This window comes from Actinophytocola xinjiangensis (assembly GCF_001921215.1).
GTDB lineage: Bacteria > Actinomycetota > Actinomycetes > Mycobacteriales > Pseudonocardiaceae > Actinophytocola > Actinophytocola xinjiangensis.
Genome location: NZ_MSIF01000025.1, coordinates 109,246 through 135,298 on the forward strand (window position 1 = coordinate 109,246; position 26,053 = coordinate 135,298).

Consider the following 26,053-nt stretch of genomic DNA (forward strand, 5'->3'; position numbering starts at 1 on the left):
GAATGACGCAGCGGTCAAGGCGACTAGGCTGACCTGGTGCCGAGGAGTTCCGACCGACGTTCCCCGCTGGCGCTGGTACTGCTGGCGCTACTGGCGGAGGAACCGATGCACCCGTACCGGATGCAGCAGGTGATCAAGACGCGCGGCAAGGACCGGATCGCCAACGTCGCCCAACGCAACAGCGTCTACCAGACGATCGACCGCCTGCTGCGCACCGGCCTCATCACCGTCGACGACACCGAACGCGACGAACGCCGCCCCGAACGGACGATCTACTCCCTCACCGGCGACGGCGAGGCGGCGCTGCGCGAGTGGACACGGTCGATGCTGGCGGCCCCACGCCGGGAGTTTCCCGAGTTCCCGGCCGCGCTGGCCTCGGTGATGTTGCTGGATCCGGCCGACGCGCTGGTGCAACTGGAGGCGCGGATGGAGGTGCTGCGGGAGGAGATCGCGGCCCTGCGGGCCGATCTCGCCTCGGTGCCCGACCTGCCTCGACTGTTCCTGCTGGACGACGAGTACCAGGTCGCGGTCCTCGAAGCGGAACTCACCTGGCTCGGACCCGTGGTGGCCTCGCTGCGGGACGGCAGCCTCACCTGGTCCCTCGACTGGATCCGCGAGGTGGCCGAGTCCCTGGAGGGTTAGCCGAGCATGACCAGCAGCAGATAGCCGTTCCCCAACGCCATCCACGCCTGGCAGGCCGCCGTCAGCCGTGGCGCCAGCAGAACCGACGCGCCGCCGGTCCGCCAGTCCGTGCGCGCCACCAGAACCCCGGCCACCACCACGAAATAGGCGACGAACGCCCACCCCACCACCGGCCACGCCAGTCCGGGGACGTGGCCGGGCATCCACGGCGCCGACAGGTGCTCCATCGAATGCGACCCGGCCGACAGCATGTACAGCATCGCCGCGCCCGCCGCCGCGTGGTGCAGTCCGCCGCCGTGCCAGCCGCCGGGAGGGGCGACCACTCCGCGTTCCAGCCACCACGAGCCGACGAACCAGCCCGTCATCAGCAGGAAGATCGCCTGCCAGCCGGCGACCGGCAGCGGCCCGCCCACGGGTGAGGCCATCGCGGCCATGCCGACGGCCATCAGCACGTGGGCCGTGTCGACGGCCCGGTGGCAGCCGGGATACCGGGCGGGCACGGCGCGGTTCGCGGCCACCAGACGCACCACGCAGTACACGGCGACCCCCAGGAACGCGACGGTGACGGCCCAGCGCGGGGTCGCGTCGTTCACGGGTCACCTCGGCGTGGGGGAGGGTGTCCTCGAAGGCTCGCATCCGGGGGCCGCGAACTCCATAGTGCAACCGAGCGACGGATCGTCACTGAAAGTAACCAAAATCGGCGTCATGGTGGCCGTTGGAGTGGTGCTGGACTAAGTTCGGATCACATCACAGGGGCGTAACTGCGAGGGGGAACCTCCCACTATGAGGGTGGCTGTCGTGTTGACTCTCCGGGCGTGGGCACTGCGTCCGAGGGCACTCCGTCGGGATCACAGATGGTGACTGCCTCGCCACCCGAACCGGGCACTCGAAAGGGTGTATGGGAGATCCCGGCTACTGCCGCGCGCCGGGTTCGCCGGTCCGCCGCGAGCACCCCCGGCCGGCTGTTCGTGATCGGGGTGGGGCTGGTCGTCCTGTCCTTGCTGACCGGGCTGGTCGGCGCGGTCGCCCTGCAGCAGAAACAGGCGACGATCGACAACCTGATCGAGCACCGGGAGCCGGTCGCGGCCGCCTCCCAGCAGATCTACCGCTCGCTGTCCGACGCCGACGCGACCGCCGCCAGCGCGTTCCTCGCCGGCGGCAACCCGCCGGAAGAGCTGCGCGAACGTTACGAACTGGACATCGCCCAGGCCGGGGCGAACCTGGCCAAGGCCGCCGCCGACGTCGCCGGGGTGCCGCAGGCCCAGGAACAGGTCGACCAGCTCTCCCAGCAACTGCCCGTCTACACGGGGCTGGTCGAGACCGCGCGGGCGTTCAACCGGCAGGGCTTCCCCGCCGGCGCCGCCTACCTGCGTGAGGCCTCCGGGCTGATGCGGGCCAAGCTGCTGCCCGCCGCCCAGGAGCTGTACTCGATCGACTTCCGGCGCCTGGCCGAGGAGCAGGCACAGGCCCGGTCCTTCCCGTGGATCACCACCGCGCTCGTGCTCGCCCTGCTCGCCGCCCTGGTCGCCACCCAGATGTACCTGGTCCGGCGCACCAACCGGCTGCTCAACGTCGGCCTGCTGGTCGCCTCGATCGCGGTGCTCGTCGGTCTCATCTGGGGCACGGTGGCGTTGCTGATCGAGTCCAACAGCGTCGCCGACGGGCAGGAGTCGGGCACCCAGCAGGTCGAGCTGGCGGTCGAGGCGCGGATCGTCGCGCTGAAGATGCGCGCCAACGAGACCCTGACGCTGGTCGCCAGGGGCGACGGCGGCGACTACGAGAAGGAATGGCAGGCACTGGTCCCGGAGATGTCCGGCGACGGCGCGGACAACCTGCTGGCCCGTGCCCGTGAGCTCGCCGCCGACGACGAGACCCGCGAGGTGCTCGACCGCGCGCGGGCCAACGTCGCCGACTGGGTCGAACTGCACAAACAGGTCCGTGAGCTCGACGACGGCGGCTCCTACGAGAAGGCCGTCGAACTGGCCATGGGCGACGGTGACGACGGTGTCGCGGCCCGCTTCGGGGAACTCGACGGCAACCTGCTGGCCGCGATCAACAGCGGCCGCGAGCAGTTCGTCGCCGAGACCGGGGCGGCCAGCAAGGCGCTGACCGGCCTGGTACCCGGCGCGGCGGTACTGGCCCTGCTGGCCGCGACCGGGGTGACAATGGGGATCAGGGAACGACTGCGGGAGTACCGGTGAGGGTGACCCGAACGCGCCGGGCGGCGATGCTGCTGGCGGTACTGATGTTTGCCGTGACCGCGTGCGCGGGAGCCGGGCGACCGGTCGACCTGGTCACCGTGAACTCCGTCGAGCGACCCAGACCCGTTGGCGCGGAAGAGAACCCGGCGCCGCCGTCGACGTCGGCCAGCAAGGCGCCGGACTGCGACGCGGAGGCCAGTTTCCGGCCACCGGACCCGATGCCCGCCCCCGGCCAGATGCCGGAGGGGTCGACCATGAAGGCGATCCAGGACGCCGGCATGCTGATCGCCGGCGTCGACCAGAACACGTTCCTGTTCGGCTTCCGGGACCCGACGACCAACGCGTTGGAGGGCTTCGACATCGACCGTGTGCGGGAGATCGCGAAGGCCATCTTCAACGACCCGAACAAGGTCCAGTTCAAGGTCGTGACCTCCGCCGGCCGGGTGGACGCGCTGAAGAACGGCGACGTGCACATCGTCGTGCGGACGTTCACCGCCACCTGCCAGCGCTGGCAGGAGATCAACTTCTCGGCGATCTACTACATGGCCGGCCAGCGCCTGCTGGTCGACCAGGCCTCCACGGTCACCACGCTCGACGAGCTCGGCGACCAGAAGGTGTGCGCCGCCAAGGGATCCACCTCGATCAAGACGATCGCCGACTACAAGTCCAAGCCGATCCCGGTCCAGGTCGACAACTGGACCGACTGTCTGATCATGCTGCAACAGGGCCAGGTCGCGGCGATGTCGACCGACGACACGATCCTCGCCGGGATGGTCGCCCAGGACCCGAACGTCAAGATGGTCGGCGAGCGCTTCACCAAGGAACCGTACGGAATCGGGATCCCCAAGGAGAACGAGGACATGGTGCGGTTCGTCAACGGCGTCCTCGAACAGTCGGTCGCCGACGGCAGCTGGGCCGACAGCTACGACACCTGGTTGGGTGACACCGGCGGGTCACGCCCCGCGGCGCCGACCCCGAAGTACCGGAAATGATGGCGATGGTGAACTGCCCGAGGCCGGGATGCGCCGGTGACGTGGTGGACGGCAACTGCACCCTGTGCGGCGCGGCCGTCCCGGGTGACTCCGCCGAAGGGCGCTGGCAGGCCGAGGAACAGGCCCAGCGCGCCGCCGGTGCGACGCCCGAGGAGAGCTGGTTCCGCGCCGACAGCGAACTGGCCACCGAGGATCCGGCGCCGAGCCCGGCCGCCGTGCCGGCCGAGCCCCGGCGCCCGTCGCCGGGCAGGGCGCGGCATTCCCTGCCGGACGGTCCCGACGGGGAGCTGCCGGGGCAGACGCGGTCGCCCCGGCCCGGACCGGGTTTCACGTTGCCAGGCCCGGCCGAGCCCGCGGATTCGCGGCCGGACCAGGGTGGTTCGCGGTCGGGCCGGCCGGAGCCGGTGGCTGATCCGTCGGGGCAGGCGGGGCCCGGGGGCTCGCAGCCTGGGCAGTTCCGTGCCGGGCCGGGTGGTTCGGTGCCGGGACAGACGGGTTCGACTCCGGGAGCGGGTTTTCCCGCGCCGGGGCCGGCCGGGGGTTCGCGGCCGGGCTCGCCGCAGCCCGCGCCGGGAGGCTTCGGACAGCCCGGTGGTTCGGGGCCGTCGCGTTCGACGCCCGGGGCGGGGTTCCCGCAGCCGGGGCAGAGTGAGCCGACCGGGGCGCGGCCGGGGCAGCCCGGGCACGGGCAGCCGGGATATGGGCAGCCGGGTCAGTCGCAGCCGGGGGCATACCCGGGGCGGGGAACTCAGGGGCAGCCCTCCAGCCAGCGGCATGCCACGCAGTACGTCCCACCGCCGGGCACGGCCGCCGGCCCACATCCGGGTGCGACCGGGCAGCGCCCCGGGACCGGGCCGGGAACCGGCGCCGGGCAACACCCCGCGAGACCACACCCGGGGGCTGGTGCCGGAACGGGGCCGGGCACGGCCGCTGGGCCGCATCCCGGGGCTGGGCCGGGAACCGCTGCGGGGGCGCATCCCGGGGCTGGGCCGGGAACGCACCCCGGCACGAGGCCGCACCCGGGAAACCCCGGGATGGCGTCGGGAACCGGGACCGGGCCGGGAACGGCCGGCGGGACGGGACCGGGGGCAGCATCGGGACCGCAGCAGGGGCCGTACTCGGCGAACGCGCCGGGGACCGCTGCCGGGATGCGGTGGAACCAGGGGGCGCCGATGCCGGGCGTCGCGCCCCGGCAGGCCGGAACTCGGCCGCCGGCGGCGTTGGGGGACAACGATCCGCAGCCGACGAGTGTGTTGGCCGAGGCGCCGGTCACCCTGAGTATCAATCCGCCGGCGGGGCCGCCGCCGGCCGCGCCAGCGCACGACAGCCCGCATGACACCGGGTCGCAGTCGTCGCCGACCACCAGCGGGCGGCGGACCTCGTCGCGGACGATGGGGCGGGGGCGGTTGGGGGCCGGGCTGGTCGAGGTGCCGGTGGTGCCGGTGCGGGACCCGGCGTCGGCGGTGCTCACCGACCCGGCGGTCAGCGAGAACAAACGCTTCTGCAGCAACTGTTCGGCCGAGGTCGGGCGCGCGCGCGACGGTCGGCCCGCCGCCACCGAGGGCGAGTGCGAGGCCTGCGGGAACCCGTTCAACTTCCGGCCCCGGCTGTTCGCCGGGGATCTGGTCGCGGGGCAGTACGAGGTGCTGGGCTGCCTGGCCTACGGCGGGCTCGGGTGGATCTACCTCGCCAAGGACCACAACGTCAGCGACCGGTGGGTCGTGCTCAAGGGCATGATCGACACCGGGGACGCCACCTCCATGGCCTCCGCCGTCGCCGAGCGGCGGTTCCTCGCCGAGGTCGAGCACCCGAACGTGGTGCGCATCTACAACTTCGTCGAGCACCCCGACCCCAAGACCGGCAACCAGGTCGGCTACATCGTCATGGAGTACGTCGGCGGGCAGTCGCTGCGGCAGCTGGCGCTCGAACACCACCGGGAGACCGGCCGCGCGCAACCGCTGCCGATCGGGCAGGTCATCGCCTACGGGCTGGAGATCCTGCCGGCCATCGGCTACCTGCACAGCGTCAACATGCTCTACTGCGACCTCAAGCCCGACAACGTGATCCAGGCCGGCGAACAGCTCAAGCTCATCGACCTCGGCGCCGTGCGGCAGACCGACGACTACGAGAGCCCGCTGTTCTTCACCCTCGGCTACTCCGCGCCCGAACTGGCCACCGAAGGCGCCTCGATCGCCTCCGACATCTACACCGTTGGCCGCACGCTCGCCGTCCTGTCGATCGAGTTCTCCGGGTACACCACCCGGCACAAGTACACCCTGCCCGGACCCGAGGAGGAGCCGCTGTTCGCGCTCTTCGGCTCCTACCAACGGGTTCTGCGGCGGGCGACGCACGAGAACCCGGCGCTGCGGTTCACCTCCGCCGAGGAGATGGCCGACCAGCTGACCGGCGTGCTGCGCGAGGTCATGGCGCTGGGTACCGGACGTCCCCGGCCGGGTGTGTCGACCGTGTTCGCGCTGGAGACCAGGACGTTCGGGTCCGGCATGGTCGTCGGCGAGAGCGGATCGCTGCCCTCTCCCGACCCGATGCAGGTCGCGACGATCCTGCCGCTGCCGATGGTCGACACGCACGACCACGCGGCCAGCACGCTGGCCAGCATCACCGCCGCCGAACCCGCCGAGCTGCTGGCGGCGCTGGCCTCGGCGCCGCAGGACTCCATCGAGGTGCGGCTGCGGATGGTGCGGGCCCGCCTGGAACTCGGCGACGTGCGGGGGTCGCAGCGGGAACTGGAGGCCGCGCGGCGGCTGGTGACCGACCCGGCCGACTGGCGGCCGGACTGGTACCAGGGCCTGATCCACCTCGCGATGCGCCAGCACAACGAGGCCGCGCAGGCCTTCGACCGGGTTTACGACGCGGTCCCCGGCGAGGTGTCGCCGAAGCTGGCGTTGGCGGTGAGCGCCGAGTACGCGGGGAACTACTTCGGGGCGGCGCGGTACTACGAGCTGGTGTGGCGCACCGACCGGCAGTGGGTGAGCGCGGCGTTCGGCCTGGCGCGGGTGTACCTGGCGCAGGGGGCCAGGGCCAGTGCCATCGAGGTGCTGGAGGCCGTGCCGGACACGTCCAGCCAGTACGTCGCCGCCCAGGTGGCGGCCATCAAGATCAAGATTCGGCCGACGGAGACCGCCGGGGTGGCCGAGCACGACCTGCACGACGCCGGGCGACGGTTGGAACGGCTGTCGTTGGACGCCGAGCGGCGGGCGTCGTTGTCGGCCGAGGTGCTGGAGGCGGCCTACCAGTGGGTTCGGGCCGGGCGGCCGGGGGCGGCGCCGCCGGGGACGGCTGGGCGGGCGGTGTTGGGGGCCCAGTTGACCGAGCGGGAACTGCGGTTCGGGTTGGAGAGGTGTTATCGGGCGTTGGCCCGGCTGGCGGGGACCGTTGAGCAGCGGCACGTTCTCGTTGATCGGGCCAATGCCATCCGCCCCCGGACCCTGACCTGAGGTCGGTCACGCCGCTGTCGCGTCGGGCGCGAGGGCGGGACCGAGCAGGAGCCCGCCGTCCGCGACGAACTCCGCGCCCGTGACGAACGAGGCGTCGGCCGAGGTGAGGTGGAGGACGAGCGCGGTGATGTCGGCCGGGGTGCCCAGCCGGGGGATGGCGTACGGCTCGGGCGAGTAGAACTCGGCGATGGGCGGCGCTGCGGCGATCGGTTCGGTGATCAACGGAGTGGAGATGACGCCGGGGTGGATGGCGTTGACCCGGATGCCGTCTCGACCCAGTTCCAGCGCGGCGGTCCTGGTGAGCCCGCGCAGCGCCCACTTGCTGGCGACGTACGGCGCGTAGAGCGCGGTGCCGCCGTGGGCCATCGTGGAGGCGATGTTGACGATCACTCCGCCGCCGTTGCGGCGCAGTGACGGGGTCACGGTCTTGATGCCGAGAAACGTGCCGGTGAGGTTGACGTCGAGAACGCGGTCCCAGACCCTTCGCTCGACAGCCTCGATCGGCGCCGCGGGGTTCTGGACGCCGGCGTTGTTGACCAGCACCGCGATCGGACCGAACCGGCGTTCGGTCTCGGTGACCGCCGCCGCCCACCGGTCCTCGTCGGTGACGTCCAGGCGGACGAACAGTGCCCGCTCGCCGAGTTCGGTGGCGAACTCCTCGCCGGGCCCCGAGGAGGGCGCGGCGATGACAACGTTCGCCCCCTCCTGGTGGTAGGCCCGGACGTGGCTGGCGCCCTGCCCGCCGGTGCCACCGGTGACGAGAACGGTCTGCTTGTCGAAGCGTCCCATGACGTGGTCCTCCCTGCGGGAACAGTGGTGAGTCGAGTGGCTCACCTCGCCAACGCTACGACGACGAGAGATGGTGAGTCAAGTGACTCGCCTCGCGTAGGGTGGGGCCCATGACGACGGAGCCATCGCCCTACCACCGGCGCGTCGCCGAGCAGAAGCGGGCGGCCATCGTCGAGGCCGCCACCCGACTGTTCCTCGACGCCGGGTACGCCGGCACCTCGCTGGCCAGGGTCGCCGAGGCGGCCGGAGTGTCGAAGGCGACCCTGTTCAAGCAGTTCCCGACCAAGGCGGCGCTGTTCGACGCGATCGTGACGGAGTCCTGGACGGTCGAGGACGACAGCGACCTCCGCCCACCGCCGGGCGACCTGCGGGCGGGCCTGACGGCGATCGGCCGCCGGTACGTCACCCTCCTCACCCGGCCCGGCATGGCGGCCCTGTTCCGCATCGTCATCGCCGAACTGCCGCGCTTCCCCGAGTTGGGCGAGGCCCACTTCGCGCGCGGCAAGATGCCCTACTTCGAGTCGGTACGTCGCTACCTCGACACCGCGAACGCCCGGGGAACGGCCAGGCTGGACGACACGGAACTGGCGGCGACCCAGTTCCTCGGGATGATCTCCAACTATGTCTTCTGGCCCCGGATGCTGCTCATGAACTGGTCCCCCGACGACGCGTCGATGGCACACGTCGTGGACGAGGCCGTGCTGATGATGGACCGCAGATACGGCACGGCGACCACCGACGACTGACGCCGCCCGCCGTGTCGCTACGGGCGGTCGCGGAGTTCCACCAGGGTGATGTCCGGTGGGGCGCCCACTCTCACCGGTGGGCCCCAGAAACCGGCGCCCCGGGTCACGTAGAGCCAGGTGTCGTCCACTTTGGACAGCCCGGCCAGTGCCGGTTGCTGGAGGCCGACGACGTACTGGAACGGGTAGATCTGGCCGCCGTGGGTGTGGCCGGAGAGTTGGAGGCCGACGCCACGTTCGGCCGCTTCGGTCACCTGGACCGGTTGGTGTGCCATGAGCACGACCGGGGTCGACTCGTCGCGGCCGTCCAGGGCCTTGTCGAAGTCGGGCGCGTCGTTGGCGTTGCGGCCGCTGACGTCGGTGACGCCGGCGAGGTCGAACGACGCCTGCCCCCGGCGGATGGCGGTGTGTTCGTTGCGCAGGGTGTGGACGCCCAGACGATCCAGCTCCCGCACCCAGGCGTCGGCGTCGACGAAGTACTCGTGGTTGCCGGTGACGAAGAAGCTGCCTTCGCGGGGGGCCAGGTCCCTGAGGGGTTCGACCGCCGAGCGGAGGTCCTCGGGGGTGCCGTCGGCCAGGTCGCCGACGATGGCCACCAGATCCGGTTCCGACTCGTTGATCATGCGGGTGATGCGTTCGGTGTGGGACCTGCCCAGCAGGGCGCTGAGGTGGATGTCGCTCACGACCGCGATGCGGAAGCCGGCCAGGCTCGGGTCAAGGCCGTTGAGGGCGACCGGGACGCGCAACAGGTCCGGGGGACCCAGGGCGTTCGACATTCCCGTCCCGACCAGCCCGGTGGTGGCCGCCCCCGCGATCACCGCCGTCCCGCGGGCGAGGAACAGGCGGCGGCTCTCGTTGACCGCCGGCCTGTCGGGGATCTCCGGCGGGACGTCGACCGTGGGGGTGGCGGCGGTCGCCTCCAGCGGGGTCCGGCGCTGCCAGCCGCGCAGGGCGAGCCTGGGGAGTTCCAGCAACACCGTGGTCAGGAACAGGTAGACGAGGACGGCGAACCAGATGTAGCCGGGCCAGCTGAACCAGCGGGCGACCTCCGGGGGCACCGCCCGGCCCAGGATCAGGGTGGCGAACACCAACACCGCCAACACCACCTGGGCGACGGTCGCCACGCGGCGCGCCGTCCCGGGGGCGGTGACGTCCTTGACCAGGCGTTTCCACAGGTACCAGTTGAGCAGCGCGAACAGCGCGCTCACCACCACACCGAATCCCACGGGCCCGGCCTCTCAGGGGTTGATGTTGAAGTGCTGACGGTTGCGCAGCAGGCTCGGGTCCTCGGCGATGGCGCGCAGGTCCTCGGCACGCCCGTGCTCCACGAAGTGCGCCAGGTCCACCGTCACGAACAGGGCTCGGGCGCGCAGCGCCACCGGACCGTCGGGGGCACCCAGGCGGCCTTCGGCGCTGGCGTAGACCTTCCGGCCGGCCACACCGTCGAGGTGGCCGACGATGTGCAGGGTCGAGCCGACCGGGACCGGGCGCAGAAAGTCCGTCTCCAGGCGGCCGGTGACCGCCGGCTGGCGCAGCTGCTCACCGACGGTCGCGCCGAGCGCCTCGTCGAACGCGCAGGCCAGCAGGCCGCCGTGGGCCAGGCCAGGGGCTCCCTGGTGCGCCTCGGTCACGGTGAACTTGGCGCGGATCGTCATGTCCTCGTCGGCGACCGTGTGCAGGTGCAGCCCGTGTTCCACCGCGTCGCCACAGCCGAAGCAGTGGGCGTAGTGCGGGCCGAGCTTGGTGCCCGGCTCGGGAGCGTCTGGGTGCCGTTGGGGCGGCTCGACCTCGACCGGAGGCCATACCGGGGGTACGCGACTCACCCCACGAGCCTAGCCACAACCGACACCGTGACCGGCCGTGCACGAAGCGTCCGAACCCGGCGCCTCACAGCCGATCCACAGCCGGCCCGCAGGCGCGGCACAGCCGAGCCCCCCAGGCTCAGGGACGTGATGGGATCTCGCTTACCCCGTAAGGGAAAGTGGCTGGCCGTGGCGGTGGTCGTCGCCGCCGCGGGAGCCGGTGGGTGGCTGTGGCTGCGACCATCGGCCGCCGACCCGGCGGCCGACCCGGTGACCGCCACCGCCACCGTCGACACCCAGCGCGACACGGTCTCGGCCACCGGCACCGTGGCGCCCGCCCGGCGCGCGGATCTGCGCTTCGCGGTCGACGGGGAGGTCGCCGAGGTCCGGGTCGCCGAGGGCGACACGGTCACCGCCGGCCAGGTGCTGGCCACCGTCGACGACGAGCTGCTCGCCGCCGACGCCACGGCCGCCGCCGCCGAGCTCGACGCCGCCCGCGCCCAGCTCGACGACCAGACCGCCGCCGGCGCGTCCGACACCCAGCTCGCCGCCGCGCAGGCCGAGGTCGCCGCCGCCACCAGCAAGCGGGCCGCCGCCGAGAAAGCCCGTGACCAGGCCGAACTGACCGCCACGATCGCCGGCACGGTCGTCGAGGTCGAGCTGGCCGTCGGCGACCAGACCGGCTCCGGTTCGACCGGCGAGGGAGAACAGACCGGGCAGACCGGACAGACCGGCGGGTACATCACGGTCGTGGCGACCAACCGGTACCTGGTGGAGGCGCGGGTCGCCGGGGCCGACGTGGAACGGATCTCGGCGGGGATGACCGTCGAGGTCGCCACCACCGACCTCGACGAGCCGGCGCCGGGCACCGTCACCACCGTCGGGCTGGTCGCCGAGACCGACGAGGCCGGCACCGCCACCTTCCCGGTCACCGTCGACGTCACCGGCGAGCGCGACGACCTCTACGCCGGCTCCACCGCCACCGTGACGATCGTCGTGGCCCAACGCGACGACGTCCTCACCGTGCCCACCCAGGCGGTGCGCGAGGACGACGGGAACACCTACGTCGACAAGCTCGTCGACGGCGCCGCCGTGCGCACCGAGGTGACGCTCGGCGCGACCTACGGCCCGCGCACCGAGATCCGCACCGGCCTCGCCGAAGGCGACCAGGTCCAGCTGCCGGCGATGACCAGCGGGCCGGGCGGCGGGGGCGGCGGCCTGCCGCGGTTCCCCGGCGGGGCCGGGCCAGGCGGCGCGATCACCGAGTTCCAGGTCGGTGGCCGGTGACCGAACCGATCATCGAGCTGCGGGACGTGCGCAAGACCTACGCCACCGGCGCGCTCACCGTCGAGGCGCTGCGCGGGGTGAGCGTCACCATCGGGCAGGGCGAGTTCGTGGCCGTCGCCGGACCGTCCGGGTCGGGCAAGTCGACGCTGATGCACATCCTCGGCTGCCTGGACGTGCCCACCTCCGGCAGCTACCGGCTCGCCGGCGGCGACGTCGGCACCCTGCCCGAAAGCCACCTCGCCACCATCCGCAACCGGCGGATCGGGTTCGTGTTCCAGCAGTTCAACCTGCTGCCCACCATGAGCGCCCAACGCAACGTCGAACTGCCGCTGGCCTACGCCGGGGTGGGGCGCGCGGCCCGCCGGGAACGCGCCGAGGCCGCCCTGGACCGCGTCGGCCTCGGCGACCGGCGCGGGCACCGGCCAGGAGAGCTGTCCGGCGGCCAGCAGCAGCGGGTCGCCGTGGCCCGCGCGCTGGTCACCGACCCGGCGCTGCTGCTGGCCGACGAACCGACCGGCAACCTCGACTCCGCGTCCTCGGCCGACGTGCTCGGCCTGTTCACCGAACTGCACGCCGCCGGGCGCACGATCGTGCTGATCACCCACGAGCCCGAGGTGGCCGCGCTGGCGCAGCGGACCGTGTTCCTGCGTGACGGGGAGCTGGCGGCGTGAACTGGTCGGACACCGTCGCCAGCGGCCTGGACGCCATCCGCGCGCACCGGCTGCGGTCCGTGCTGACCATGCTCGGGATCGTCATCGGCGTCTCGTCGGTGATCCTGACCGTGGGACTGGGCCTGGGCGCGCAGGACCGGGTGCGGGCCGAGATCGACGCGCTGGGCAGCAACCTGCTGATCGTCTCGCCCGGCAGCGCCACCTCCGCCGGCGGCCTGCGCGGCGGGTTCGGCTCGGCGTCGACGCTGACCGTCGCCGACGCCGCCGCGCTCGCCGACCCGACCGTCGCCCCCGACGTCGCCGAGGTCGCGCCGGTGACCAGCGAGCCGCTGTCGCTGGTGGCCGGCACCCGGAACTGGACGGCGAGCGTGGTCGGCACGACCCCCGCGTGGTCCTCGGTGCGCGGCCGGACCCTCGCGGCCGGGCGGTTTCTCACCGAGGACGACCAGAACGTGGCGGTGCTCGGCCAGGACACCGTCGGCGAACTGTTCCCCGGCGGCAACCCGCTCGGTGAGACGGTCACCGTCGGCGGCACGCCGCTGACCGTCGTCGGCGTGCTCGAACCGACCGGCGCGAGCGGTGAGAGCGCCGGCGAGGACGACCTGGCGGTGGTGCCGCTGCGCACGGCCCAGCGGATCACCGGCTCGGCCGGCGCCTCGGTGTCCACGATCTACGTGCGGGCGGCGTCGGCCGACGTGCTCAGCGCCGCGCACCAGGAGATCACCGCGTTGCTGACCGCGTTGCACGACGTCGAGGAGGCCGACTTCACCGTCGCCAGCCAGGAGTCGCTGCTGGAGACGGCCAACGCCACCAACCGCACGCTGACCGTGCTGCTCGGCGGGGTCGCGGCGATCTCGCTGCTGGTCGGCGGGATCGGGGTCATGAACATCATGCTGGTCGCGGTGACCGAGCGGGTCCGCGAGATCGGTCTGCGCAAGGCGTTGGGCGCGACCGCGCGGGCGGTGCGCCGCCAGTTCCTGGTCGAGGCCGGGGTGCTCGGCGCGGCCGGCGGCCTGATCGGCGTCGGGGTCGGCGTCGGCGGCGCGCTGCTGCTGCCGGGGCTGATCGACCAGCCGGTGAGCGTCTCGCCGCTGGCGACCGTCGCGGCCATCGGGGTCGCGCTGGTGATCGGCATCGGTTTCGGTGTCTACCCGGCCGGCCGCGCGGCCCGGCTGACCCCCATCGACGCCCTGCGCGGCGAGTGAAGGAGCACGTGGTGCGGTACGCGGTTGTCGCGGTGGCGGTGGTGCTGGGCGTCGTCGGCTACCTGGTGTTCCTCGACGGTGAGCCGGCCGGCCGGTACCGCCTGGCCGCCGCCGAGGTCGGTGACGTCGCGCGGACGGTGTCCACCAGCGGCACGGTCGACTTCGCGCAGCGCGCCGACGTGGCGTTCGCGGTGGCGGGGACGGTCGCGACGGTGACCGTCTCGCCCGGCGACCGGGTCACCGCCGGGCAGACCCTGGGCGGTGTCGACGACGCCGAGCGGCGCGCGGCGGTCGAGTCCGCGACGGCGCGACTGGCCGCCGCGCAGGCCACCCTGGAGACCGACCAGCAGCGCCAGCGCGACGCCGCGACCACCGACGACGCGGCGGACGACGCGGCGGACGACACGGCGGACGACACGGCGGACGACACAGCTCGGCACCAGGACGCCGTCCGCGCGGCCCAGTCGGCCGCCAGCGAGTCGCTGGCCGTCGCGAAGACCGCCCTGGACGCCCAGCAGGGCGCCTGCGCCGAGGCCGGCGAGGGCTGTGCGGCGGCGATCGCGGCGGCCACGGCCGCCCAGGAGAAGGTCGCCGCCGCGCAACAGACGCTCCAGGAGCGGATCGCCGACCTGGCCGCCGACCTCGCCGCCGACCTGGCCGACGCGCCGCCGGAGCCCCGGGAGCAGGAGGAACCGGCGCCGACCGCCGCGACCATCGCCGCCGACCAGGCCGCCGTCGACCGGGCGCGCGCGGAGCTGGTCGCCGCCCAGCGCGACCTCGACCAGACCACGCTCGTCGCGCCGCTGGCCGGCACGGTCGCCTCGGTCGCCGCCGAACCCGGGGCGCGGGTCGCCGCCGGGGACCCGGTGGTCGTGGTGATCGGCGCCGGTGCCGCGCTGGTCGAGGCGACCGTGCCGGTCGAGCGGATCGCCGACCTGGCGGTCGGGCAGCGGGCGACGGTCACACCGGTCGGATCGGCCACCGCCGTCGAGGGCACGGTCACCCGCGTCGGGGCGCTGGCCGTCGAGCAGAGCTACCCGGTGACGGTCACCGTCGAGCGGCCGCCGGCCAGCCTGCCGGCCGGCTCACCGGCCGGGGTCGACATCGTCGTCGGCACCGCCGAGGGGGTGCTGACCGTGCCGACCTCGGCGGTCACCGGCCGGACCGTCACCGTGCTGACCGGCCAGGAGGCCACCCCGCGGATCGTCGAGCTGGGGCTGGTCGGTGCCCGCCGCACGGAGATCCTCGACGGGCTGGCCGAGGGCGACCAGGTGGTGCTCGCCGACCTGGACCGGCCGCTGCCCAGCTCCGACCAGCAGGAAGGCCCGCGTGGCGGCGGGCAGGGGCGGCTGCCGATGGTGGTCCGGGGGCCGGCGCCGCGCTAGCGCCCTACACTGCCGACCGTGGCCCGGGACGCCCGTGAACTGGCCGGCGCGTGGACGCGGTACCAGCGGCACGCCACCGCCGCCCCCGCGCCCGACCTGGCCCGCTGGGTCGAGAAGTACTGGATCGTGTCCTGGGACTACGCGCGGCCGTACCGGCAGAAGGTCGTCCCGTACCCGAACGTGCACCTGGTCTTCCGCGACGGCGGCGGCTACGTCCGAGGCGTCGGCACCGGTCACCGGATCGAGGTCCTCGACGGTGTGGGCGGGCTGTTCGGAGTCACGTTCCGCGTCGGCGCCGTGCGGGCCGTCCTCGACGGCCCGGTCAGCGACCTCACCGACCGGCTGGTCGACGCCGCCACGCTGTTCGGCCAGGACCCGCCCGCGCGGCCCGACGTCCCGACCGTCGAGAACTACCTGCGCCGGGGCCTGCCGGCGCGGACCGACCCGCGCGCGGAGCTGGCGGCGCTGGCCGTCGCCAGGATCGCCGCCGAACCCGGGATCACCCGGGTCGACGCGCTGGCCGACGTGGTGGGCACCAGCGTCCGGGCCCTGCAACGGTTGTTCGCCGAGTACGTCGGCGTCGGCCCCAAATGGGTGATCCGCCGCTACCGGCTGCACGAGGTGACCGAGCGCCTCGCGGCCGGCACCCCGATCGACTGGGCGGGCCTGGCCGCCGACCTCGGGTACACCGACCAGGCCCATCTCACCCACGACTTCACCGGCATCTTCGGCGAACCACCCACCTGGTACGCCCGCCGCTACTGACTACAGGGCCGACTTGGCCGTCCACTGGGGCCAGGTCAGCGCCCAGTCGTAGAAGTCGCCGTCGGTCGGGTCGAGCTGGTTGGTGCTGCCGGTGATCTCCACCGGGTCGCCGACCAGCGCGGAGTCGAAGTACTGCTTGGCCTTGTCGGGGGCCAGGTTCACGCAGCCGTGGGAGACGTTCTGCTTGCCCTGCGCCCAGATCGAGGGCGCGTACCCGTGGACGAACTCGCCGTTGTTGGAGATGCGCACCGCCCACGGCACCACGACGTCGCAGTAGTCGTACTTCTCGTTGCACATCGAGTAGCTCTCGTGCTTGGACATCACGACGTGGGTGCCGCTGTTGGTGACCCGGCCGGGGTCGGAGTCCAGGCCGTAGCTCGCCGGGAGGTCGGCGGTCAGCTTGCCGTCGCGGAAGACCTGTAACCGGTGGGTCTTGGTGTTGCCGCGCACGACCTGGTTGCGGCCGATGCTGAACTTCGAGGTCAGGTCGTTCTGGCCGTAGACGCCGTTGCCGAAGGGCACGCCGTAGAGCCGCAGGTCCACGTCGACCGTGGTGCCCGCCGGCCAGTACGCCCGGGGGCGCCAGTGCGCGCGGGTGTCGTCCAGCCACGCCCACGTGCCCTCGACCGGCACCGACGTGGTGACGGTCATCGCGCGCTGCACGGCGGCCTTGTCGGCGACCGGCGAGTCGAAGGTGACCGCGATCGGCATGGCGACGCCGTAGGTGCGGCCGTCGCCGGTGTTGATCCGTGCGCCGGTGGTGCCGTTGGGGGTGACGGTGGTGAACGCGCCGGTGATCGGCTGGCGCTCGCCGTTGGTGCCCAGCGCGTTGCCGGCCCAGGTGTAGGTCTTGCCGAAGCCCAGCGGTTCGCCGACCGTCCAGGTCCTGCGGTCCGGCGAGAGGGTGCCCTTGACCTGCTTGCCGGTCGGGTTGGTCAGCGTCAGCGACTCGATGGTGCCGTCGGTGACCGTGACCGTCATCGGCGCCACCGGGCTCACGTCGCCGGCGCCGGCGGCCGGGTTGAGCGCGATCTTGGCCGCCGGTTTCGGCGCGGCCTGCACCGTCGGGCTCTGGCTGCCCGTGTTCGTCGTGGTCGGTTGCCCGTCGTCTCCCGTGTTGTCGGAGCTGCACGCGCCGAGCCCCAGTGCCGCGACGACTCCCGCCGCGAGCAGACCGAGCCGCCACCGCGACTGGCCGTGTCTACGTCCACCCGGACGTGAACTCATGTGATCCCCCTGTCGATACCCCTGCCCGAACGCCACGCTCTTTCGACGCCGCTGGTAGGCGTGGCGTTGGCTCGATCGAATGTGATGCGGATCACATTCGATCACTCGCGTCCAGCCTGCGGCGATTGTGCGACGGGTGTAATCAGTCGAGTGCAGGTGGTAGTGCTCCGGCCGTTTCTCGCGCTAGGCTTTGCCGCGCAGGCCGCAGTTTCTGTGTTCGTGCTTTCCACGCTCGCGGAACGAAAACGCGGGCGTGCGGCTCTTTCGCCGCTGGTTGGCGGAGGCAACGCCCGAGGGCTGCCGGGGTTGCACGGTGTAACCCCATGCTGATCTGCTGCGATGGAGGCAGGTAGATGGCACAGGGCACTGTGAAGTGGTTCAACTCCGAGAAGGGCTTCGGGTTCATCGCCGTCGATGACGGCGGCGCCGATGTCTTCGTGCACTACTCGGAGATCCAGGGCAAGGGATTCCGCACCCTGGAGGAGAACCAGCGCGTCGAGTTCGAGGTCGGACAGGGCACCAAGGGGCCCCAGGCAACGAATGTGCGCGCACTGTAGAAGTCTCAGCGCGAACAAGGGCCCCGGCCGGTTCGTCCGGCCGGGGCCCTGCTGTCTGTGCTTGTCGGTTGGTTCGGTGGTCGGGGTCAGCGCCGGTTGAGGTGCTGGGCCTCCCACTCCAGGCGCTGCATGACCCACTCCTGGGCCAGCGCCATCGGCGAGGTCTGGTAGTGCGCGGCGAGTTCGCGGAGCTGCTCGTTCGCCATCAGCGAAAGGCGCAGCTGGTACACCTCGGCGCCGCCGAAGCGACGGCCGGTACCCGTGGTCTCGGCGTCACCTTCCGGGGACAGGGCCGCCAGGTAGGACTCCAGCTCGTGGTCGGGCTGCTCGCCCTGCTGGGGGGCGTCGGGGCGGTGACGCGGGGCGTTGGCGAGCTCGTCGCCCGCCTTGGGGCTCGGTCGACTACGTCCGGTGAAAATCACCAGGAGAGGATAACGAACAGATTGCGGCCGAGCTACCAACTGTCGCATCTTCCGATGAGTTGGTGGTCACCATCGGGCACGAACGCCGGGTGAGGACATGGAGAGGCCCCCGCGCCAGGGGGAGGAACGCGGGGGCCGGAGGGGATCTCCACAGGCGCTGACCGGGGGTGTGTCAGCGAGTCGATTGTTGCACGCGCACGCGCTTCGTGGGAGTGGGTAGCGGCGAAAAATTGAGAGAACTCTTCACCTACCCTGCTCGGACAAGCTGAGTTCTCCACGACGTTCTCCGCGCCGCGCCCGTGGTTCTCCCTGGCGCGGGCCGGGGGCCGACGGTCAGTCGGCGAGCCGATGGCCGGCGTGGGCCACCGCGGCGGCGACCTGTCGCCGATGTACCTCGGTGGCGCTGGTGATCGTGACGTTGCCGGTGGTGAGGTTCACCGCGACGTCGGTGACGTGGTCGAGACCGGTCAGCTCCTCGGTGACCGAGGCGGCGCACTGGGCGCAGGTCATGCCCTCGACCTGGTAGACGTTGTAGATCGTGTGCATCGGCACAGCAGGGCCTCCTCCTCCTGGGGCGGCTCGTGATCTTCCTTGCCCCTGAGTCTTCGGGCGGCGGCGTGCCGTGCTTGAGGGCCGGCCAGGTCGCTCATCCGGGTCCCGTTCCGTGGCGGGCTCGTAACCGCAGGTCATAGGCCCGCAGGCGGTCACGGACGGTCGTCGGGCAGGTCGTTTCGGTGGCCCTCGACGGACTTCTGTGACCAAAGTGCGTCCGATCGAGTGATCACAGACCCGTCACACGAATGGTCTCGGTCGCACGAGCGGTCATGCACTCGGTCCCGACTACTAAACGTGTGTACCGGATTCACTCCTCGGGGGGCTGTGGTTGGCGGCTCCTGGCTCATAGTCTCTCCGCCAATACCTGGATGGTCGGGGAGGCGACATGAGCGGACCGGTCGAAGTTCGTGACTTCCTGCTACAGCAAGAGACCCGGGACACCTCTCTCGGGTTCGGCGGTGTGCCGGCCCCACGCACCGGTGAGACGTCCCGTGTCACCGACGAGCAGGTGCGCCGCGCACAGCTCGCGGTCGCCCACAGCGCGCGCGATGTGGACGACTGTCGAGAGCTGATGGAGATGCTCGGCCTCGTGCCGGGCGAGGACGGCGTACCACCCGTGCGGAGGTAGGCCCCGAACAGCGGTTCGGTGGCCCGGATTGCCCAGCGAGGACAACCGGGCCCACCCGCCCTCCTGAGTGGGTGGCCGGTGTCCTATGCTTTGCGTGCTCCGAAGCGGGCAACCCGGGCTCCCATCGTCTAGCGGCCTAGGACTCCGCCCTTTCAAGGCGGCAGCGCGGGTTCGAATCCCGTTGGGAGCACCACCCCGCCCTCACGGCGGCACGGTGAGGAAACCGCAGGCAGACGGCGGTCGGACTCGCCAGGCGGTGCCACTCGGTTGCCAGCGCCACCTCGGTCAACGCCGTCTCGGTGGCATTCTGACCGGCCGGTAAAGACTGGCCTCGGTCCCGATATGGACGACCGAGACGTACTCGCCCGCCCTCGAGATCACGTAGGCGTCCGCGCCGTTCGGCGTGATGGCCACGGATATGGGGTGGCGGCCGACCCGCCGGGTCTGGGCAACGGTGTTGGTGGCCACGTCGATCGACGTCAGGGTGTGCGCGTCATGACCGGTGACGTGCACCTTCCGGCCGTTCGGCGCGGCGGCCACACCAAAGGGGGCTCCCGGCACGTCCACGGCGGCTCCGACGTAGTTGCCGGCGGTGGCGATCATGTAGACCTTGTTGCCCTGCAGGCTGGTGACGTACACGCGCAGGCCGTCCGGCATGATGTCGAGCCAGTTGGGAGCGCTGCCCAGCGGCACGGTGTCGATCACACTGTCGGTCGCGGTGCTGACCACGACGACGCTCCTGCTGTCGAAGTCCGCGATGTAGACGCGGGAGCCGTCCGGCGTGACCTCCACGTCCGTCGCACTGGTGCGGCCGATGTCGACCGCCCTGGCGGTGTTGGTCGCGGTGTCGATGACCGACAGGTAGCCGTAGCCGACGACGTAGGCCCGTTTCCCGTCCGGCGTGACGGCGACGGCCTGCGGTAGCCTCAGCGGAGCCACCGCAATGGTGTGGACAACCGCTCTGGTCGCGGTGTCGATCACCGATACCGAGCCAGGGCCCGTGTCGTAGTCGCCGGCGTTCGTGACGTAGGCGGTGCGGCCGTCCGGGCTGAACGCGATGCCCTGGGGCTGCGTGCCGACGGTGATCGTGCCCGTGACCGTCCTGCTCGCGGTGTCGATGACCGAGACCGTGCGGTCGGCCGCGTTGGTGACGTACGCGTGTGCCCCGTTCGGGCTGATCGCGACCGAGATCGGGTTGTCACCGACGCTGATGGAGGTCGGCAGATCGGCGGCCGACGCCACGACGGGCGTCGAGGAGACCAGACCCGCGGTCAGCAGGACGCCGAACACGCCCGATCTCAACCGAATCCCTCGTGTTCGACCGTGCACGGCGCAGCGCCCCCTGTGTTCTCGACTCCACCCCGACCCGGCGCACCTGATCCTGCCAGAACGGAGCCCGGTGTCCGACAACCATTCGTACGCACCCGCGACGGGAGCCGGGCGACTGTCACCATTCGACGGAACTCTCGTAGGGTGACCCGGACCACGGCGTGCGCCTGCTGCACCATCCGGAAGCTGGTGGGCAGGGGAGGTGAGATGGCGCGCTCGACCTGAATTCCGGCGGCGGCGTTCTCCCGGCCGGCGAGCGCGAGCGCGATGTTCCAGCGGGCGTGGTCGCCCTGGAAATGGCCGAGTTCGTACCGGGTTCCCCGCTGCTCGACAGGCTCGTCCCGCAATTCGTCCAAACAGGACATGACGGCCGCGTACTCGACATCGAGCGCGCAACAGATTACCGCGGTGGCCGGGGCGGCACACCGGCCTCGATCGTGGTTGACGCGAACCACCTCTCCCCATTGTGGTGAACCCGGTTCACCGTTGATGCGCAAAGTCTGCCACCTCTCAAATGCACAAACAGCACGAATTCCTTGCCATTGTTTGGCCGAGAACTGGCCAGTTGGACCGTTTTCTGACCAGGCGCTCCGCAGGTGTCGAACCGCGCGGTGCCGGCCGCCCACGCGCACGCTCGACGCCCACCGCGCCGCTGTACGGCGCGGTGGGCAACGGGAGAGACGGGTAACGGTCCAGTCAACCGCGTCCCGGTGGCTCGTGGGGGTGGAACGGCTCATTCCTTCGCCGGTGCACAGGAAGGGGAACGAAACTCCCGCCGGGGAACTCCCTGTCGGCACGTGTTCCGATATCGACCTGGAGGAAACAATGTCCACGACCACCGCGATGCCCCAGTCCGTCCGCAACGCCACGTTCGCCGCGTGGGCGCTGCTGGGACTGCTCGTGCTGCGGGTGCTGTTGACCTTCGTGTTCGCCGACCAGCTTCTGGACGCCTACATCGGGGACAACTCGGTGCTGCGGGCGATGTCCCGGGACGCGGTGACCGAGATGGCCCCGGCCTACTCGGGGGTCGCGATCGCCGTGTTGGTCATCGGCGCCATTCTCGGGTTCGCGGCGGCCAACCTCGGCAAGGGCGCGCAGTGGGCGCGGATCGTCGCGGTGATCTTCGCGGTGCTGGCCGCGCTGGGGGCCGTGGTGTCGCTGATCGCGCCGTCGGTCCCCGTTCTGATGATCATCAACGTGATTGTCGGGCTGCTCGCCGTCGCGGTCGTCGTGCTGCTGTTCTCCGGGGACTCGAACGGGTTCTTCGGCCGCTGAGGAACCGTCGCCCGATGGACCAGCGGATTTCGGGGTAGCCTCCGGCCAGAAGCGCCGAAGGGGGCCGAGGATGGGGACCGACTGGCCGGCACTGCGGGTCGAGGACTGGACGGCGACCAGGGACACGCTGCACATGTGGACCCAGATCGTCGGCAAGATCCGGCTCGCGCACGCCCCACTGGTCAACCACTGGTGGCAGGTCACCCTCTACGTCAGCCCGCGCGGGCTGACCACCTCGGCGATCCCGCACCGGTCGGGGGTCTTCGACCTGGAGTTCGACTTCCTCGAACACCGGCTGGTCGTGCGGGACAGCGGCGGCGGCGCGCGGGCCGTGGCGCTCACGGCCCGCCCGGTCGCCGAGTTCTACGCCGAGACCATGGGTGCCCTGGCCGACCTGGACATCGACACCACCATCACGCCCCGGCCCAACGAGGTCGAGCCGGCGATCCCGTTCGCGGCCGACTACGAGCACCGCGCCTACGACCCGGACGCCGCGTGGCTGTTCTGGCGCCAGCTGATCCAGGCCGACCGGGTGCTCGGCGAGTTCCGCTCGCGGTTCGTCGGCAAGGTCAGCCCGGTGCACTTCTTCTGGGGCGCCATGGACCTGGCCTGCACCCGCTTCTCCGGCCGGACCGCGCCCACCCACCCCGGCGGCGCGCCCAACTGCGGCGACTGGGTCATGGTCGAGGGCTACTCCCGTGAGCTGAGCAGCTGCGGGTTCTGGCCGGGCGGCGGCGCCGAAGGCGCCTTCTACGCCTACGCCTACCCCGAGCCGGCGGGCTTCGCCGAGCACCCCGTCGGCCAGGACGGGGCCTACTACAGCCAGGAGAACGGCCAGTTCCTGCTGCCCTACGAGGCCGTGCGCACCGCCCGCGACCCCGACGCGACGCTGCTGGCGTTCCTGCAGACGACCTACGAGGCCGCCGCCGAGCACGGCGGCTGGGACCGGGGCGCCCTGGAGGACGACCCCGGCCGCTGGGACACCCACCGCTCAGGACCCGCCTGAGAGCTCCGTGAGCCGCTCGGCCTCCTCGGTGCGGTGCTGGGCCTGGTACAGCGCCACCGCCGAGGCCCACGCGGCACGCGCCTCGGTGACCTCCCCGAGGTCGGCGTGCACGTGGCCGAGCCGTTCGAGGGTCTCCGCCGTGCCGTGGTGGTGGCCCAGCTCCCGGCGGATCGCCAGCGCCCGCTCGTGGCGGCCGATCGCCTCGCGGTGCTCGCCGCGGCCGTGGGCGACCAGGCCGAGGGTGTTCAGCGCGTCGGCCTCGCCGTCGCGTTCGCCGTGCTCGGCGAAACAGGTCCAGGGCGGCGCCCGGCCTCGACCAGATCTGTCCCCGCTCAGGCAGAAGCGAGCAGTTCCCTGGCGAGGGCGTCGGCCCACCAGCGTTCGATGCGCTCGGGCGTCCAACCCCGCTCGGCGGTGAGCGTGGTGTAGACGTCGATGTTGCACAGCGCGGCGTAGATGTCGGTGGCGGTCGGCACGTCGAGTCCGGCGCGCAGCGTGCCATCGGGCCAGGAGGTGAAGACCTCCAGGCGGGTCTGGTCGGCGCCCAGGCGGGCCCGCAGGTAGAGGTCGGCCAGGTCGGGCTCGGTGCGGCCGGCGTCGCGCAGGACCGTGATGAGGTCGCCGGAGGTCTCGAAGGCGCGGCGGTCGTAGGCGGCCATGGCGGCGAGGTGGCGGCGGGGGTCGGTGGTGGACTCGAGTTCGTCGATCTGGCGGGGCAGGTCGGCGGTCAGGTTGGCGGCGTCGGCCAGCGCCCAGGCCAGGCCGGTCTTGTTCTGGTAGGCGGCGTAGACGGTCGGGACGGCGACCCCGGCCTCGCGGGCGACGTCGCGCACGGTCGTGCCGGCCCAGCCGCGTTCCAGGAACAGCCGCCGGGCGGCGGCGGCGATCTCCGCGCGGGTCTGGTGGGCCTGGTTGGTCCGGTGCAGCGAGGTGTAGCGGCGGGGCGGCGGGTCCTGCGCCATGCTTGCGTCACAACCTTCCGATGCTTATATTGAATATAAGTCACGTAAAACGAATGGGGGTGGCGATGACCGTCACCGGCCTGGCCGGCGTCGGAGGGCTCGGGTTCGTCCTGCTGGCAGTCGTCATCAACGTCATCTATATCCGCCGGGGCCTCCCCCTGCCGACCTCGGGCCTGTCCCTGGCGGCGGCGACCGACGCGCTGGTCGCGGTCCGTCACCGGCTGGCCGCACCGTCGGTCGTCGCGCCGCTGACCTGGGTGTGCACCACGGTGTTCGCCGGCGGCCTGCTCGCCGCCCTGTGGCGCGGCGACACCGACACCGACGCCTGGGCCCTGATCGGCTTCGCCGGCGTGCTGATGCAGAACGCGACGTTCATGGTCGTCGAGGCGCTGCGTTTCGGCGCCGCGTCGGCGGCCGCCCACGACCGGCGGTCGGTCGCCGGGCTGTGGTCGCTGACCAACGTGCTGTTCGGGTTCAACCAGGTCTTCCTGGCGATCGCGCTGCTCGGCTTCACCGCCGCCGGCCTCGACGTGATCCCGGTGTGGCACGCGTGGCTGGGATTCGTGAGCGCCGGACTGCTGTTCGCGTCGTCGGCGACCGGCCCGTACAACGCCGAGGGCACCCACCGGTTCGCCCTGGTCGGGTTGGTCGGCTGGCTGGGGTGGGCGGCGTGGATCGTCGTGTACAGCGTCGACCTTCTGTCATGATCACGCGCCATGTGGGACTGGATCGACGGTGAGGTGGTCGGCGAGGAGGTCGCGTGGGCGCGGGGTCCGGTTCCCGGGCTGCCGGCGCTGTCCGCGCTCCTGGCCGGTTCGAGGGTCACGCCCCTGATGGTCGACGGCCGGCCCCACGAGCTGGTCGCCGGCGACGGCTGGGCCTGGCTGTGCGAGCCGCCCGGCGGCGCCGAGATCGAGGTCGTGCCGGCGCACCGGGAGTTCTGGGCGGTGTGCGGCGGAATCGTCGAGTCGCACGGGATGGCCGGGTGGCTGCTCAACCAGGACGAGGTCCTCACCGCCGGGGCCGCCGGCGGCGACGTGACCGGGCTGCTGGCCGACTACGAGTGGCTGTGGTCCGACGCCGGCCTGCCGGTCCCCATCGACCCGGCGGACTACTACCCGGCGGCCATCGAGGCCAACGGCAACCACACGCTCGTCCACCGGCGCACCGGCCAGGTGCTGCTGTTCGCGCCGGACCACGACTTCGACGGGGTCCGCCCGCTCCCCGGCTGCCCGGAGAACTCCCTGCTGACCATCGACGGCCTGCCCGACCTGCGGTCATGGCTGGAGGCGCTCGCCGGATAGCCGCGTGGTCCGCCGGGCGTCGCGCCAGGAGACGACGGCCGTCCGCAGCCTCGGCGAGCGCCGGGCCTCGCCCCGGCGGCGGGCCCGGAGCTGGTCGACCAGCCAGCCCGGCGCCTCAGCGGCCTCGACGGCCAGGGACTTGGTGAGCAGCGTGCCGGTGCGCAGGGCGTGCCGGCCACGGGCCATCGAGGTGAGACTGAGGTCGGCGATGATCGGGTCGAGCCACAGCCACGGGCGGCGCACCGCCCACGACCAGTAGCCGTCCAACTCGGCACGCGCGGCGGCCCGGACGTCGTCGGGACCCATGCCCGGCAGGAGGTCGGTGGGCGGGCGGCCGAACACCGCGAACCCGTGGCCGACCAACTCGGCGCGGGTGATGCCCGACAGGATCCGGTGCACCAACTGGCCGTGCGTCCAGGTCGGGTGCCGGTGAGCGGGGTCGGCGAGCCGGGCGCTGTCGACGTAGACACAACCCAGATCGGCCCCGGCGGCGACCCCGGCGTCGAGCTGGCGGTGCACCGCGGTCAGCGCGGCGAGCCGGGGCGGGTCGACCGGGCCGTCGGTCACCGCCACCAGGTCAAGGTCGCTGACGCCCGGCAGGTAGTCGCCCGTGGCCAGCGACCCGGCCACCCACAGGTCACTGACCCAACCGAACTCGCCGAGGCGCCGACCGAACTCCGCGACCGAGGGAACGTCAGCCAGCCCCACCACCTCCGAAGTCCACAGTGGACATCCACTCGCGCCGCGAGTTGTCCACAGCCACCAACCGACACCCCCCGTTGCCTCATGTCAAGATGCCCGCGTGGGTGGGTTCGTTGCCTCACGGGATGTGCCCGTGTGGGTGAGGCCGG

28 protein-coding genes and 1 tRNA gene are annotated in these 26,053 nt (G+C 72.0%); 17 read left to right on the forward strand and 12 right to left on the reverse strand.

Going from position 1 to position 26,053, the window contains the following annotated elements; translation table 11 throughout:
* Positions 1 to 36: 36 nt before the first annotated feature.
* Complete coding sequence (locus BLA60_RS34565; RefSeq protein WP_075137262.1) at positions 37 to 642, forward strand: PadR family transcriptional regulator; 606 nt, start codon at positions 37 to 39, stop codon at positions 640 to 642.
* Here the strand turns inward: BLA60_RS34565 and BLA60_RS34570 are convergent.
* Positions 639 to 1,235, reverse strand: coding sequence for a DUF5134 domain-containing protein (locus BLA60_RS34570; protein WP_075137263.1), 597 nt, complete (start codon positions 1,233 to 1,235; stop codon positions 639 to 641). The genes BLA60_RS34565 and BLA60_RS34570 overlap by 4 nt on opposite strands.
* A 261-nt stretch (positions 1,236 to 1,496) precedes the next feature.
* Here BLA60_RS34570 and BLA60_RS34575 point away from each other — a divergent pair, with 261 nt between their 5' ends.
* From BLA60_RS34575 to BLA60_RS34585, 3 genes are all read left to right on the forward strand, one after another.
* The gene (locus tag BLA60_RS34575) at positions 1,497 to 2,843 is read left to right on the forward strand and encodes a hypothetical protein (RefSeq protein WP_075137264.1); all 1,347 of its coding nucleotides are present in this window, start codon (positions 1,497 to 1,499) and stop codon (positions 2,841 to 2,843) included.
* Positions 2,840 to 3,835 (forward strand): glutamate ABC transporter substrate-binding protein, encoded by a 996-nt coding sequence (locus BLA60_RS34580; RefSeq protein WP_342744803.1) that lies wholly within the window; start codon positions 2,840 to 2,842, stop codon positions 3,833 to 3,835. The genes BLA60_RS34575 and BLA60_RS34580 overlap by 4 nt, the downstream gene beginning before the upstream one ends.
* Before the next feature lie 1,148 nt (positions 3,836 to 4,983).
* Entirely contained in the window at positions 4,984 to 7,290 is a 2,307-nt protein-coding gene (locus tag BLA60_RS34585; RefSeq protein ID WP_245812347.1) for a serine/threonine-protein kinase, read from the forward strand.
* 6 nt (positions 7,291 to 7,296) lie between these two features.
* Here the strand turns inward: BLA60_RS34585 and BLA60_RS34590 are convergent, their stop codons facing one another.
* The gene (locus tag BLA60_RS34590; RefSeq protein WP_075137266.1) at positions 7,297 to 8,079 is read right to left on the reverse strand and encodes an SDR family NAD(P)-dependent oxidoreductase; all 783 of its coding nucleotides are present in this window, start codon (positions 8,077 to 8,079) and stop codon (positions 7,297 to 7,299) included.
* A 110-nt stretch (positions 8,080 to 8,189) separates the two neighbouring features.
* On the opposite strand from BLA60_RS34590, the gene BLA60_RS34595 reads away from it, so the two are divergent.
* The gene (locus BLA60_RS34595) at positions 8,190 to 8,825 is read left to right on the forward strand and encodes a TetR/AcrR family transcriptional regulator (RefSeq protein WP_075137267.1); all 636 of its coding nucleotides are present in this window, start codon (positions 8,190 to 8,192) and stop codon (positions 8,823 to 8,825) included.
* Between the two features lie 17 nt (positions 8,826 to 8,842).
* Here the strand turns inward: BLA60_RS34595 and BLA60_RS34600 are convergent, their stop codons facing one another.
* Both BLA60_RS34600 and BLA60_RS34605 read right to left on the reverse strand, forming a co-directional pair.
* A complete protein-coding gene (locus tag BLA60_RS34600; protein ID WP_245812349.1) occupies positions 8,843 to 10,030 on the reverse strand; it encodes a metallophosphoesterase in 1,188 nt (395 codons plus the stop codon).
* A 30-nt stretch (positions 10,031 to 10,060) separates the two neighbouring features.
* Positions 10,061 to 10,645: a PaaI family thioesterase gene (locus BLA60_RS34605; protein ID WP_075137269.1), complete on the reverse strand. Its 585-nt coding sequence runs from the start codon at positions 10,643 to 10,645 to the stop codon at positions 10,061 to 10,063.
* Between the two features lie 129 nt (positions 10,646 to 10,774).
* Here BLA60_RS34605 and BLA60_RS34610 point away from each other — a divergent pair, with 129 nt between their 5' ends.
* Genes BLA60_RS34610 through BLA60_RS34630 form a run of 5 tightly spaced genes read left to right on the forward strand, consistent with a single transcriptional unit; the run spans position 10,775 to position 15,937 of the window.
* Positions 10,775 to 11,911: an efflux RND transporter periplasmic adaptor subunit gene (locus tag BLA60_RS34610; protein WP_084735717.1), complete on the forward strand. Its 1,137-nt coding sequence runs from the start codon at positions 10,775 to 10,777 to the stop codon at positions 11,909 to 11,911.
* On the forward strand, positions 11,908 to 12,582 hold the full coding sequence (locus BLA60_RS34615) for an ABC transporter ATP-binding protein (protein ID WP_075137270.1): 675 nt from the start codon (positions 11,908 to 11,910) through the stop codon (positions 12,580 to 12,582). Before BLA60_RS34610 ends, BLA60_RS34615 begins: the two co-directional genes overlap by 4 nt.
* A complete protein-coding gene (locus BLA60_RS34620; RefSeq protein ID WP_075137271.1) occupies positions 12,579 to 13,787 on the forward strand; it encodes an ABC transporter permease in 1,209 nt (402 codons plus the stop codon). Before BLA60_RS34615 ends, BLA60_RS34620 begins: the two co-directional genes overlap by 4 nt.
* Positions 13,788 to 13,798: 11 nt before the next feature.
* Positions 13,799 to 15,172, forward strand: coding sequence for an efflux RND transporter periplasmic adaptor subunit (locus tag BLA60_RS34625; protein ID WP_162293052.1), 1,374 nt, complete (start codon positions 13,799 to 13,801; stop codon positions 15,170 to 15,172).
* Between the two features lie 18 nt (positions 15,173 to 15,190).
* On the forward strand, positions 15,191 to 15,937 hold the full coding sequence (locus BLA60_RS34630; RefSeq protein WP_084735719.1) for a helix-turn-helix domain-containing protein: 747 nt from the start codon (positions 15,191 to 15,193) through the stop codon (positions 15,935 to 15,937).
* Here the strand turns inward: BLA60_RS34630 and BLA60_RS34635 are convergent, their stop codons facing one another.
* Positions 15,938 to 17,164, reverse strand: a complete 1,227-nt coding sequence (locus tag BLA60_RS34635; RefSeq protein ID WP_075137273.1) for a L,D-transpeptidase — start codon at positions 17,162 to 17,164, stop codon at positions 15,938 to 15,940.
* Positions 17,165 to 17,517: 353 nt separating this feature from the next.
* On the opposite strand from BLA60_RS34635, the gene BLA60_RS34640 reads away from it, so the two are divergent.
* A complete protein-coding gene (locus BLA60_RS34640) occupies positions 17,518 to 17,721 on the forward strand; it encodes a cold-shock protein (protein WP_075127229.1) in 204 nt (67 codons plus the stop codon).
* Positions 17,722 to 17,807: 86 nt separating this feature from the next.
* Here the strand turns inward: BLA60_RS34640 and BLA60_RS46465 are convergent, their stop codons facing one another.
* Both BLA60_RS46465 and BLA60_RS34650 read right to left on the reverse strand, forming a co-directional pair.
* The gene (locus tag BLA60_RS46465) at positions 17,808 to 18,143 is read right to left on the reverse strand and encodes a hypothetical protein (RefSeq protein ID WP_342744804.1); all 336 of its coding nucleotides are present in this window, start codon (positions 18,141 to 18,143) and stop codon (positions 17,808 to 17,810) included.
* Positions 18,144 to 18,476: 333 nt separating this feature from the next.
* A complete protein-coding gene (locus BLA60_RS34650) occupies positions 18,477 to 18,689 on the reverse strand; it encodes a heavy-metal-associated domain-containing protein (RefSeq protein WP_075137296.1) in 213 nt (70 codons plus the stop codon).
* Positions 18,690 to 19,083: 394 nt separating this feature from the next.
* Here BLA60_RS34650 and BLA60_RS34655 point away from each other — a divergent pair, with 394 nt between their 5' ends.
* Entirely contained in the window at positions 19,084 to 19,326 is a 243-nt protein-coding gene (locus BLA60_RS34655; protein ID WP_075137274.1) for a hypothetical protein, read from the forward strand.
* Positions 19,327 to 19,443: 117 nt separating this feature from the next.
* Positions 19,444 to 19,519 (forward strand) — tRNA-Glu (locus tag BLA60_RS34660).
* A 92-nt stretch (positions 19,520 to 19,611) separates the two neighbouring features.
* On the opposite strand, the gene BLA60_RS34665 is transcribed toward BLA60_RS34660, so the two are convergent.
* Positions 19,612 to 20,628, reverse strand: a complete 1,017-nt coding sequence (locus tag BLA60_RS34665; RefSeq protein ID WP_162293053.1) for a beta-propeller fold lactonase family protein — start codon at positions 20,626 to 20,628, stop codon at positions 19,612 to 19,614.
* Positions 20,625 to 21,152 (reverse strand): hypothetical protein, encoded by a 528-nt coding sequence (locus BLA60_RS44405; RefSeq protein WP_162293054.1) that lies wholly within the window; start codon positions 21,150 to 21,152, stop codon positions 20,625 to 20,627. Before BLA60_RS44405 ends, BLA60_RS34665 begins: the two co-directional genes overlap by 4 nt.
* A 328-nt stretch (positions 21,153 to 21,480) precedes the next feature.
* Here BLA60_RS44405 and BLA60_RS34670 point away from each other — a divergent pair, with 328 nt between their 5' ends.
* Together BLA60_RS34670 and BLA60_RS34675 are read left to right on the forward strand one after the other, a co-directional pair.
* Positions 21,481 to 21,930: a hypothetical protein gene (locus BLA60_RS34670; RefSeq protein ID WP_075137275.1), complete on the forward strand. Its 450-nt coding sequence runs from the start codon at positions 21,481 to 21,483 to the stop codon at positions 21,928 to 21,930.
* Between the two features lie 70 nt (positions 21,931 to 22,000).
* Positions 22,001 to 22,936 carry a DUF5996 family protein gene (locus tag BLA60_RS34675; protein WP_075137276.1) on the forward strand — a complete coding sequence of 312 codons (936 nt, stop codon included), beginning with the start codon at positions 22,001 to 22,003 and terminating at the stop codon, positions 22,934 to 22,936.
* Here the strand turns inward: BLA60_RS34675 and BLA60_RS34680 are convergent.
* Positions 22,922 to 23,311, reverse strand: a complete 390-nt coding sequence (locus BLA60_RS34680) for a tetratricopeptide repeat protein (RefSeq protein WP_075137277.1) — start codon at positions 23,309 to 23,311, stop codon at positions 22,922 to 22,924. The genes BLA60_RS34675 and BLA60_RS34680 overlap by 15 nt on opposite strands.
* On the reverse strand, positions 23,269 to 23,898 hold the full coding sequence (locus BLA60_RS34685; RefSeq protein WP_075137278.1) for a TetR/AcrR family transcriptional regulator: 630 nt from the start codon (positions 23,896 to 23,898) through the stop codon (positions 23,269 to 23,271). The genes BLA60_RS34680 and BLA60_RS34685 overlap by 43 nt, the downstream gene beginning before the upstream one ends.
* Before the next feature lie 65 nt (positions 23,899 to 23,963).
* Here BLA60_RS34685 and BLA60_RS34690 point away from each other — a divergent pair, with 65 nt between their 5' ends.
* Positions 23,964 to 24,605 (forward strand): hypothetical protein, encoded by a 642-nt coding sequence (locus BLA60_RS34690; RefSeq protein WP_154814813.1) that lies wholly within the window; start codon positions 23,964 to 23,966, stop codon positions 24,603 to 24,605.
* A gap of 9 nt (positions 24,606 to 24,614) precedes the next feature.
* Positions 24,615 to 25,202 (forward strand): hypothetical protein, encoded by a 588-nt coding sequence (locus BLA60_RS34695; protein WP_075137279.1) that lies wholly within the window; start codon positions 24,615 to 24,617, stop codon positions 25,200 to 25,202.
* Here BLA60_RS34695 and BLA60_RS34700 read toward each other — a convergent pair.
* Positions 25,176 to 25,913 carry a nucleotidyltransferase domain-containing protein gene (locus BLA60_RS34700; RefSeq protein ID WP_211288940.1) on the reverse strand — a complete coding sequence of 246 codons (738 nt, stop codon included), beginning with the start codon at positions 25,911 to 25,913 and terminating at the stop codon, positions 25,176 to 25,178. The two genes, BLA60_RS34695 and BLA60_RS34700, sit on opposite strands and share 27 nt — an antisense overlap.
* Between the last annotated feature and the right edge of the window lie 140 nt (positions 25,914 to 26,053).

Bases quoted from the DNA above. Each gene is read 5' to 3' on its own strand.
- BLA60_RS34640 (WP_075127229.1), top strand. From the start codon at position 17,518: ATGGCACAGGGCACTGTGAAGTGGTTCAACTCCGAGAAGGGCTTCGGG.
- BLA60_RS34590 (WP_075137266.1), bottom strand. From the start codon at position 8,079: ATGGGACGCTTCGACAAGCAGACCGTTCTCGTCACCGGTGGCACCGGC.
- BLA60_RS34695 (WP_075137279.1), top strand. From the start codon at position 24,615: ATGTGGGACTGGATCGACGGTGAGGTGGTCGGCGAGGAGGTCGCGTGG.
- BLA60_RS34610 (WP_084735717.1), top strand. From the start codon at position 10,775: ATGGGATCTCGCTTACCCCGTAAGGGAAAGTGGCTGGCCGTGGCGGTG.
- BLA60_RS34585 (WP_245812347.1), top strand. From the start codon at position 4,984: ATGCGGTGGAACCAGGGGGCGCCGATGCCGGGCGTCGCGCCCCGGCAG.
- BLA60_RS34670 (WP_075137275.1), top strand. From the start codon at position 21,481: ATGTCCACGACCACCGCGATGCCCCAGTCCGTCCGCAACGCCACGTTC.
- BLA60_RS34685 (WP_075137278.1), bottom strand. From the start codon at position 23,898: ATGGCGCAGGACCCGCCGCCCCGCCGCTACACCTCGCTGCACCGGACC.
- BLA60_RS34650 (WP_075137296.1), bottom strand. From the start codon at position 18,689: ATGCACACGATCTACAACGTCTACCAGGTCGAGGGCATGACCTGCGCC.
- BLA60_RS34675 (WP_075137276.1), top strand. From the start codon at position 22,001: ATGGGGACCGACTGGCCGGCACTGCGGGTCGAGGACTGGACGGCGACC.
- BLA60_RS34595 (WP_075137267.1), top strand. From the start codon at position 8,190: ATGACGACGGAGCCATCGCCCTACCACCGGCGCGTCGCCGAGCAGAAG.
- BLA60_RS34635 (WP_075137273.1), bottom strand. From the start codon at position 17,164: ATGAGTTCACGTCCGGGTGGACGTAGACACGGCCAGTCGCGGTGGCGG.
- BLA60_RS34655 (WP_075137274.1), top strand. From the start codon at position 19,084: ATGAGCGGACCGGTCGAAGTTCGTGACTTCCTGCTACAGCAAGAGACC.
- BLA60_RS34690 (WP_154814813.1), top strand. From the start codon at position 23,964: ATGACCGTCACCGGCCTGGCCGGCGTCGGAGGGCTCGGGTTCGTCCTG.
- BLA60_RS34575 (WP_075137264.1), top strand. From the start codon at position 1,497: ATGGTGACTGCCTCGCCACCCGAACCGGGCACTCGAAAGGGTGTATGG.